We start from the raw sequence: 9,947 nt of genomic DNA, 5'->3' as shown, positions 1-9,947 counted from the left end.
ATTTCCCAGTATGTAAGACCCCTTGAAGACGACGAGGTTGATAGGTTCGAGGTGGAAGCGCAGCAATGCGTGGAGCTGACGAATACTAATCGGTCGAGGGCTTATCCTAAAGGCTTTACGGAGTGAAAGCTTTACTTCGGAAGCATCGGTAATGTCAGCTAAGTAAAACCTTTCGCAAAGGTTCGTATCCAGTTTTCAGGGTGGAAGTTGCCCGAGTTTACATACCGTTCCCTGATAGCTCAGTTGGTAGAGCACTCGACTGTTAATCGAGTTGTCACAGGTTCGAGTCCTGTTCGGGGAGCCATTTTTGCTCTCATAGCTCAGTAGGTAGAGTGCATCCATGGTAAGGATGAGGTCACCGGTTCGATCCCGGTTGAGAGCTCCAGATTTTTTTTGTACAAGGCCCGTTGGTCAAGTGGTTAAGACACCTCCCTTTCACGGAGGTAACAGGGGTTCGAGTCCCCTACGGGTCACCATCTCTCTCATCCCGGAGGCTTAGCTCAGCTGGGAGAGCATCTGCCTTACAAGCAGAGGGTCGGCGGTTCGATCCCGTCAGCCTCCACCATTTTAATTAATGGGGATTAGCCAAGCGGTAAGGCAACGGACTTTGACTCCGTCATTCCCTAGGTTCGAATCCTAGATCCCCAGCCATTTTTGAGCCATTAGCTCAGTTGGTAGAGCACCTGACTTTTAATCAGGGTGTCGTAGGTTCGAGTCCTACATGGCTCACCATTTTCTTTATTGAAAATGGAACTATATAGCATGCGCGTATGGCGGAATTGGCAGACGCACCAGACTTAGGATCTGGCGGGCGACCGTGGGGGTTCAAGTCCCTCTACGCGCATTCATGGAAAGACCCTTTAAGGGTCTTTTTGTGTTTGTGTATAACTCTGTGGATAACGATGGCTGTAGCCACTGAAAGCCGCGGAAACACTGTGTTAATTACCCACAGCAGGTCTGGTGAAAAGAACAGGAATAGACATTTTTTTTGTTTTTTTTCATTAAAAAAGGTTGTATTGATTCAGTGAGTTGATGATGTAAATGTTTTTCCACATGAATAAATATATTTCTGTGTATAAGGTTCAATTTACTTGACGCATTTACTGAGAATGGTTATCATTATAGATGGATATTTTATGAGAACAGTTATCATTTAAAGCATGAGGAAGCTTAGCTTTAAGGAGTGGATGAGATGCAAGCGATGCATACGAATAATCTGAATATCGGCTACGAAGATCGGCTGATCGTTGAGGACTTGAATATAACGATTCCTAAAGGAAAAATAACCGCGCTTGTAGGTGCAAACGGATCGGGTAAATCAACGATTCTGAAAACGCTGGCAAGGCTGATGGCCCCTTCGAACGGTACGGTCATGCTGGACGGTAAATCCATTCATAAGCAATCCACGAAAGAAGTTGCGAAGCAGCTGGCGATTCTTCCTCAGAATCCTACGGCGCCTGATGGTTTGACCGTATCGGAGCTTGTTTCGTACGGACGCTTTCCTTACCAGAGGGGATTCGGCTCTCTGAATAAAGAAGACCGTTCCATCATTCAATGGGCCGTAGAGAGTACGGGGCTTGTAGAGTTCAAGGACCGTCCTATTGATCGTCTCTCAGGCGGCCAGCGGCAGCGTGCATGGATTGCAATGGCTCTTGCACAGCAAACTGACTTGCTTTTCCTTGACGAGCCTACGACGTACTTGGACATGGCACATCAGCTTGAAGTATTGGAGCTGCTCCAACAATTGAACGCAACGGCAGGCAGAACGATTATTATGGTCGTTCATGACCTGAATCATGCTTCCCGTTATGCGCAGCATATGGTTGCCATTAAGAAAGGGAAAGTCGTCAGTGTAGGCGCTCCTGATTCCGTTATGACTAAGGATGTTCTGCGCGAAGTATTCAATATCGAGACGGATATTATCCCGGATCCGCGCACCGGTGTTCCTCTGTGCTTCCCGTTCGCGCTGGCGGACAGTAAGCCGCAGCTTGTCGCAGAAACGATTCTTGAGCCTGTAAAAGTAAGCTAATTGCATTGCTATAGGTGTGAAAACGGGGCAGAAGACCATGAGCAGAGTGCTTCTCGAAAAAAGTTTAATTTTTTTCTATGAAGGGGTTGCATTCTGCTTGTGCCCATGATATATTATTACTTGTCGCGCTTGAGAAAAAGTGACTGACAATGAAATGCGGAAGTGGCTCAGCGGTAGAGCATCGCCTTGCCAAGGCGAGGGTCGCGGGTTCGATTCCCGTCTTCCGCTCCATAATTGCGCCCTTAGCTCAGCTGGATAGAGCGTTTGACTACGAATCAAAAGGCCGGGAGTTCGAATCTCTCAGGGCGCGCCATTTTCTTCTTTTAAGCAGATTATACATATCGGGACGTAGCTCAGCTTGGTAGAGCACCTGGTTTGGGACCAGGGGGTCGCATGTTCAAATCGTGTCGTCCCGACCATATCTTCTGCGGGTGTAGTTCAATGGTAGAACTTTAGCCTTCCAAGCTAATAGCGTGGGTTCGATTCCCATCACCCGCTCCATATTAACCATTCAAGCCTTGGGATTCCAAGGCTTTTTTATTTTACCTTTATTTCCTTTTCTTATGCCGGTGAAAAAGCTTCAACCGTTATTTGATTTGTAGTATGATGATGAGAGTTTAAAATCGCCGATATCGGTTAATTTGGCTTATGGTGAGGATTGCTGCAGGCAAAACTGAGGATAGGCCGTTATTATATACAAATAAGGTAGCGTATGGCATTAAAAACCGAAGATTATGCTTTTGCAGTGGTTTGCTCTGCTGACCATCGACGAAGCTTAAGATGTGGTTTCGCACCGCAAACCTTAAGGAGGATTAGGAATGTCGGAACAGGCTGGTACAACAATGACTACAAACCGACCGCAAGCAAACAACTTGCTGCGACGTGATGTTCGTTTCCTGGGGAACATTTTGGGGGACGTGCTCGTTCATCAAGGCGGTCATGAGCTGCTGGAAACCGTTGAGAAGATTCGTGAAATGAGCAAAACGCTGCGTGCGGAGTTTCTGCCTGAATTGGATGAAGAATTCAAACAGGTTATCGATGCCCTGACTCCTGCCACGCGTCATCAGGTCATTCGTGCATTCGCGATTTATTTCCAACTGGTGAACATCGCCGAGCAGAACCACCGGATTCGTCGCAAACGCGATTACGAGCGTTCTTCCGGCGAAGAAGTACAGCCAGGTTCCATCGAGAGCGCCATTCAAGTACTGAAAGATCAAGGCATCTCCGTCGATAACGTGAAAGCGATCATCGAGGATATTTCTTTGGAGCTTGTGATGACCGCACATCCTACGGAGGCTACACGTCGCGCTGTTCTGGATATTCATCAGCGCATTGCTGCTGACATGATGGAGCTTGACGATCCCACGCTCACGTTCCGCGAACGCGAGAAGCTGCGCGAGAGACTTCTGAACGTAGTGCTTACATTGTGGCAAACCGATGAGCTTCGCGACCGCAAACCGACTGTTATCGATGAAGTGCGCAACGGGATGTACTATTTTGACGAGACGTTGTTCGAAGTTCTTCCTAACGTATATGAAGAACTGGAACGCTGCTTGGACAAGTATTATCCATCCGATGATCACTGGCATGTTCCGACCTACCTTCGTTTCGGCTCGTGGATCGGCGGCGACCGTGACGGTAATCCTTCGGTAACGGCGAAGGTCACATGGGAAACGTTGAAGCTGCAGCGCGGCCTCGCGCTCGAGAAATATGAAGAGCTCTTGAAAGACGTTATGGGGCAGCTGAGCTTCAGCACGAACATCATCGATGTGTCGGAGGAACTGATCGTGTCCATCAAGAAGGACCGCGAGCAGATTGAGCTCCGCGGCGTCGATATTTGGCGCAATGAGAAGGAACCGTACCGTATCAAACTCGGTTATATGTTGGAGAAGCTGGCTAATGCGCTGGACGAATCCATGAAAGGTTCCGCGAAGCGTTATAACAGCGCGGAAGAGCTGAAAGAGGATTTGCTCGTTATTGACCGCAGCCTGCGTCATCATTTTGCCGATTATGTAGCAGATACGCTGATTCGCAAGCTGATTCGTCAAGTGGAGCTGTTCGGATTCCACCTAGCTGCGCTCGACGTTCGTCAGCATAGCAAAGAGCACGAGAACGCGATGACGGAAATTTTGGCCAACATGAATATCGTGGAAGATTACGCTTCTCTGTCTGAGGATGAGAAGATTGAATTGCTGCATAAAGTGCTGAACGATCCGCGTCCGCTCACTTCGCCGCATTTTGCTTATACCGAAGGCACGCGCGAATGCTTGGACGTCTACCATACGATCTACCGCGCGCAAGCCGAGTTTGGCGCTAATTGCATCTCCAGCTACCTGATTAGCATGACGCAGGGAGCAAGCGATATGCTGGAGGTTATGGTATTCGCCAAAGAAGTCGGCTTGTTCCGCAAAGAAGCAAACGGCAACATCACTTGCACGCTGCAAGCCGTACCGTTGTTCGAAACGATCGACGACCTTCATGAGGCACCGGGCATTATGGAAAAGCTGTTTGTCCTGCCGATTTACCGGCAAGCCGTCGAGGCTCGCGGCAATCTGCACGAGATCATGCTCGGCTACTCCGATTCCAACAAGGACGGCGGCGTCGTTACGGCGAACTGGGAGCTGCGCGTCGCACTGAACGCGATCACGAGCACAGCGAAGAAGTTCGGCGTGAAGCTGAAATTCTTCCATGGCCGTGGAGGCGCGCTTGGCCGCGGAGGCATGCCGCTTAACCGCAGTATTTTGGCACAACCGCCGCATACAGTAGGCGGAGGCATTAAGATTACGGAGCAAGGCGAAGTTTTGTCTTCGCGTTATTCCTTGAAGGGCATTGCGTACCGCAGCTTGGAGCAGGCGACTTGGGCGCTTGTGACAGCTTCGCGTTTGGCGAAGTACCCGGAGCAAGAAGAAGCCGCTACGGCGGAGTGGGAAGAGATTGCTCGCGGTATCTCGGAGACGGCGCTGACGAAATACCAAGATTTGATTTTCCGCGATCCAGACTTTATGACCTTCTTCAAGGAATCGACGCCGCTGCCTGAAGTCGGCGAGCTGAACATCGGTTCCCGTCCGGCTAAGCGCAAAGGCAGCGACCGCTTCGAAGATCTGCGCGCGATCCCATGGGTATTCGCGTGGACGCAAAGCAGATACTTGCTGCCGGCATGGTATGCAGCGGGCACGGCACTGCAGGGTTACGTTCAAGATGATGCAAAACGTTTGGACACACTGCGCGTTATGTATGAGAAGTTCCCGTTCTTTACGACGTTAATCGATAATCTGCAAATGGCGCTTGCCAAAGCAGATCTTCTGATCGCCAAGGAGTATGCGGGCATGATTGAGGATCAATCGATCCGCGATCGCATCTTCACTCAGATCGAAGAGGAGTATGCACGTACATCCTCGTTCATCTTGAAGATTACGGGGCAGGAAGAGATTTTGGATAACGTACCGGTAATCCAGGAATCGATTCGCCTGCGTAACCCGTATGTGGATCCGCTGAGCTACATGCAAGTTCAGTTGTTGAAAGAACTGCGTGAAAGCCGCGCCAAAGGCGTAGAGGACGATCTGGAGCTGCTTCGTGAAGTGCTTCTGACGATCAACGGAATTGCGGCGGGGCTTAGAAACACGGGTTGATCTGGACGATTGGTTTGCGCGGGCGCCAGACCGCGCAGCATTCGTCCGATAAGCTGATTGGTTTGCGAAAGCCGAGAGGGTTCGCAGCATTCGTCCGAAAAGGGCTGATTGGTTTGCGCGGGTGCTAAGCCGCGCAGCATTCGTTCGAAAAGGGACGATTGGTTTGCGAAACCGGGAGGTTCGCAGCATGTTGTGAATAACGATTAAAATTAAACCGGCTTCGGGATGGATAATATCCAATCCGAAGCCGGTTTTTGTTTGCAGCCAACCAGATATCCACAGTTTTTCGCGTAGTTGTGGGGAATATGTGGATAAACCTGTGGATAGTCGTTTCTGCTGCGCATTGTGAGTATGTGGATAGGCGTTCGTGATTGCATTATACAGACTATGAGTTCGCATTTTCTGCAATTGATTTCCTTTTCCGTTCTCATTCATTGCCTCCGCACGCTCATAACGGTATAATCAAAACGTCGTGTATTGGATACGGCGGGTTTGGAGGAGTCGCATTGATATCAGTAGAGGCGAGATTAGCGAGAATGGCACTGCAAGGCGATCAACGGGCGTTTGCCGAGATCGTCGAGCTTTACCAAGACAAGCTTTACCATATGGCTTACCGTATGCTGTACAACCGTCAAGAAGCAGAGGATGTCGTGCAGGACGTGTTCCTGCGTGTATATAAGAATTTGGAGCGTTACGACGAAACGATGAAATTTTCGACCTGGATTTATCGAATCGCAACGAACCTATGTATCGACCTTCTGCGCAAGCGCAAGCCTGTGTACTCACTGGACGCTGAATCGGGCGAGCATGAAGGGTTGGACGGATATGCGATGATCCCGAGCGATGACCGGACGCCTGAGAGCGAGCTGCTCCTGTCGGACACGCAGCGCATTATCCATCAAGCGATTGCAACGCTGCCAGCCAAATACAAATCGGTCATGGTACTCCGATACTTGGAGGAGCTCTCACTGCAAGAGATCGGGGACGTGCTGGAGATGCCGGTCACGACCGTGAAAACGAGGGTGCACCGCGGCCGGGAGTTTCTTCGGAAGAAGTTGGAGCATAAGCTGTAGGGAAACGGGGCTGCCGGCGATGGGCCAAAATTTGGGCAGCTGCGGATTCCATAAAAAAGTGAAACATCTACTTCATTCATACGTATCGAATACTACTGTGAAATTACAACGAAGAAAGGACTGGCTGCTATGAATTGCAACGTCGCCATCATGTTGATGCATGATTACTTGGACGACGAGCTGCCCCATCAAGATGTTGCAGGGCTTAAGGATCACCTTGCTTCCTGCCCGGCATGCCGCATCCGAATGGAACAGCTGGAACAGACGGAAGCGCTCACGCACAGGATGATGGACACGCATTTCGTCGTTACGGCCGAACAATCCTCGCAGTTGACACAGCGTATCATGTCCGCCCTGCCGGTCAAGCGCCGCAGAACAGGGACCGGCTTCGCAAGATGGGTCCGGAATCACCCTGCCGTCTCGGTTGCCGCCGTGTTCGTGCTTGTGATGTTCTCCAGTTTTCTGGCGATGTGGCAGCAGGACAGCGAGTTGGCAGTTCGGGGACCTGATTTGGCGGAAGTCGTCATCCAAGGCGATACCGTTACCGTGCCTGCGGGCGCACATATCAAAGGCGATCTAACGGTCGAAAACGGAAAAGCAAACGTACTCGGCGAAGTGGACGGGGATGTTACGGTGATCTCAGGAACGCTGTACGAAGCCTCCACTGCACATATCTCAGGAGAAGTGAAGCAGATTGACCAGGCGCTGGACTGGTTTTGGTACAAAGTTACGACTTCCATCAGCAGTTTGGCCTATTGATTTTCTGCCTCCCTCACGCGGGAGGTTTTTTTGTGGAGGAAAGAGGATTTGCAACCCCGTTTCTAGAAAATAATAAGGTTAGAATGCCGATAAAAGGATTAATGTGTGACGCACGTTAGGTCTTTGGGGGTTGACGAATGAACTACTTTGACGATATGACATGGACGGTCTTAATCAAGGATATTATCGATATTTCCGTCGTTAGCTATATTATTTATAAACTCATCATACTGGTTCGCGGCACGAAGGCCGTGCAGCTCTTCAAAGGGATAATCGTCCTCGTGGTGACGTGGGCGATCAGCACATGGTTCGACCTCTATACGCTCAAGTGGCTGATGAACCAAATGTTCACGCTCGGCGTGTTCGCGGTGCTCGTTATTTTTCAACCGGAGCTTCGCCGGGCGCTGGAGCAGCTGGGACGGGGCAAATTGTTCAGCCGCACCTCCGTGGTCGACCCGGATATCAGCGACCGGATCAATGCGATCATTAAGGCGCTGAATTACATGGCCAAACGAAAAATCGGGGCATTGATCGTTTTTGAACGGATGACGGGACTGCAGGATTATACGGAGTCCGGCATTCGGATGGAATCCATGGTCAGCTCGGAGCTGGTCATCAATATCTTCATCCCGAATACGCCGCTGCACGACGGTGCCGTCATCATCGGAGGCAACCAAATCAAGGCGGCTGGATGTTACCTGCCCTTGTCCGAGAATCCGTTCATCAGCAAGGAGCTGGGAACGCGCCACCGGGCTGCGATCGGGATTACGGAGGTGTCCGATGCCGTATCGGTCATCGTGTCGGAGGAGACGGGCCAAATCTCCCTTGCAGTCGGCGGGATGATCGTTCGCGACATTAAAGAGGAATCGCTGATTTCGAAGCTGTACGAGGAGTTGAATCCGAAGCCCAAGACGCGCGAGCGGCAAGGCGGCGTAAAGATACCTTTCTGGAAGCGGAAAGGAGGGAACGAGCATGGATAAATGGCTCAATCATCCCACGGCACTCAAAATCATTTCTCTGCTGATCGGCATTCTGATGTGGGCGGTCGTTCACTTCGATTCCGAGGAAACGCCGAATACGGTTGCGACGCTGACCGAAACGCGCGATATCGACGGGGTGCAGATCAAGCCGATCGGCATGGACGACAAGAATTACGCGCTGCGGCTGCTCGATCCCGAGGTTGTGCATTTAACGGTTCGCGGATCACGGTCTGATTTGCTGATTGCTTCGCATAACAATGATTATCAGGTTACGGTCGATCTGAGCAAGGCCAGCGAGGGCCGGATGGTGCTGCCCGTCAAGGTCAATCTGCCACGGGGACTCGAGCTCATCGAAGCGCGTCCGAGCAATGTAACGGTGGTGCTGGAACGGCTCCTGACGAAGGAGTTCGAGGTTCAAATCAATGCCGAGGGCACGCCGGGCAAAGGCTATAAGCTCGGTCAGCCGCTCGTAAAACCGAATGGACGCGTGCATGTCACGTTACCGGAGGACGAGATGAGCGAGGTGGCGTTCGTCGGCGCGACGGTGTCCGTGGATGGCGAGGAAGAAACCGTCAGCGACAAGAAATTGAAGCTCACGGCATTGGACAAGAACGGCAACGAGCTTACGGATGCCGTCATAAGTCCTAACGTCGTCGAGGTGGAAATCCCGATTACGAAGCCTTTCAAGAAGCTTCCACTGCAGGTCAGCTTCAAGGGAAGTCTGCCGGAAGGCCTGGCGGTGGCGTCGTTCAAGCAGAGCGTGGATGCGATAACGATCTATGGACCGCAGGACGTGCTCGATAAGTATGAATTTTATGACGGATTGACGATAGACTTGTCGCAATTGAAACAATCGGGTACGATGGAGCTCAATGTCGAACCCGGAAAAGATATCGCAACGGTAGATCCGGCGACGGTATCGTTCGACTTTACGATCGTATCCGCGGAAACGAAGGTGCTGCCGAAGCTGCCGGTTACGATGATCGGATTATCGGAGGGGCTGAAGGCGCAAATCACGCTTCCGGCGGATGGCCATGTCGATGCTACGGTCAGCGGCGCGCCGAACATGCTTGCGCAGATCGGCACGAAGGACGTGCAGCTGGTCGCGGATTTGAGCGGCCTAGGGCCGGGCAGCCACGTCGTGCCGCTGGCGATGCACGTGCCGCGGTTCATTGAGCAAGCGGCCGGCACGCCGCTGAGCATCACGGTCACGATTACGGATGGCACGGCACCGGCAACGACCGAGACGCCGGACGACGGCAGCCTGCCGGCGACAGGCCAGCAGGGGACCGAGCCCGATGCGGATTCAGGAGCCGGGAATGGCGGAACCAACAGCAGCAACGATTCCTCCGGCACAGCGGGAACGGGAACGGACTCCAATGCTGGCGGCGAGCAGAAGCCGAGCAACGGGGGCGGCAATGAGAGTCCGGAGACAACAAAAAACAACCAACCAGTGAACGGAAATCAATAACCAAAG

General features: G+C 51.7%; 6 protein-coding genes, 11 tRNA genes and 1 rRNA gene. All 18 read left to right on the top strand.

The genetic code is table 11. From position 1 onward, the window contains the following. Positions 1–109 (top strand): 23S ribosomal RNA (locus AC0YNU_RS30405); the annotation flags it as partial. 119 nt (positions 110–228) lie between these two features. Beyond that, positions 229–304 (top strand) — tRNA-Asn (locus AC0YNU_RS30400). A 5-nt stretch (positions 305–309) separates the two neighbouring features. After that, positions 310–385 (top strand) — tRNA-Thr (locus AC0YNU_RS30395). Positions 386–401: 16 nt separating this feature from the next. Continuing rightward, positions 402–476, top strand: a tRNA-Glu gene (locus AC0YNU_RS30390). Between the two features lie 13 nt (positions 477–489). After that, positions 490–565 (top strand) — tRNA-Val (locus tag AC0YNU_RS30385). A 10-nt stretch (positions 566–575) separates the two neighbouring features. Next, a tRNA-Gln gene (locus AC0YNU_RS30380) sits at positions 576–651 on the top strand. A gap of 5 nt (positions 652–656) precedes the next feature. Next, positions 657–732, top strand: a tRNA-Lys gene (locus AC0YNU_RS30375). Positions 733–764: 32 nt separating this feature from the next. Further along, a tRNA-Leu gene (locus tag AC0YNU_RS30370) sits at positions 765–844 on the top strand. A gap of 348 nt (positions 845–1,192) precedes the next feature. Continuing rightward, entirely contained in the window at positions 1,193–2,029 is an 837-nt protein-coding gene (locus AC0YNU_RS30365; protein WP_475763338.1) for an ABC transporter ATP-binding protein, read from the top strand. Between the two features lie 156 nt (positions 2,030–2,185). Next, a tRNA-Gly gene (locus AC0YNU_RS30360) sits at positions 2,186–2,260 on the top strand. Positions 2,261–2,265: 5 nt separating this feature from the next. Further along, positions 2,266–2,342 (top strand) — tRNA-Arg (locus tag AC0YNU_RS30355). 29 nt (positions 2,343–2,371) lie between these two features. After that, a tRNA-Pro gene (locus tag AC0YNU_RS30350) sits at positions 2,372–2,448 on the top strand. Positions 2,449–2,456: 8 nt separating this feature from the next. Continuing rightward, a tRNA-Gly gene (locus AC0YNU_RS30345) sits at positions 2,457–2,530 on the top strand. A 317-nt stretch (positions 2,531–2,847) separates the two neighbouring features. Further along, positions 2,848–5,658 (top strand): phosphoenolpyruvate carboxylase, encoded by a 2,811-nt coding sequence (gene ppc, locus AC0YNU_RS30340; RefSeq protein ID WP_475763336.1) that lies wholly within the window; start codon positions 2,848–2,850, stop codon positions 5,656–5,658. A gap of 506 nt (positions 5,659–6,164) precedes the next feature. Further along, positions 6,165–6,731 carry an RNA polymerase sigma factor SigW gene (gene sigW, locus AC0YNU_RS30335; protein WP_475763334.1) on the top strand — a complete coding sequence of 189 codons (567 nt, stop codon included), beginning with the start codon at positions 6,165–6,167 and terminating at the stop codon, positions 6,729–6,731. A 129-nt stretch (positions 6,732–6,860) separates the two neighbouring features. Beyond that, complete coding sequence (locus AC0YNU_RS30330; protein ID WP_475763332.1) at positions 6,861–7,490, top strand: zf-HC2 domain-containing protein; 630 nt, start codon at positions 6,861–6,863, stop codon at positions 7,488–7,490. 137 nt (positions 7,491–7,627) lie between these two features. Beyond that, complete coding sequence (cdaA, locus tag AC0YNU_RS30325) at positions 7,628–8,470, top strand: diadenylate cyclase CdaA (protein WP_475763330.1); 843 nt, start codon at positions 7,628–7,630, stop codon at positions 8,468–8,470. Continuing rightward, positions 8,463–9,941, top strand: a complete 1,479-nt coding sequence (locus AC0YNU_RS30320) for a CdaR family protein (protein WP_475763328.1) — start codon at positions 8,463–8,465, stop codon at positions 9,939–9,941. Before cdaA ends, AC0YNU_RS30320 begins: the two co-directional genes overlap by 8 nt. Positions 9,942–9,947: the final 6 nt, after the last annotated feature.

The sequence above is a fragment of the Paenibacillus sp. J31P316 genome (genome assembly GCF_056269105.1).
Note: the sequence above shows the minus strand (reverse complement) of the source record. Positions and strands in the feature narration are given on the sequence as shown.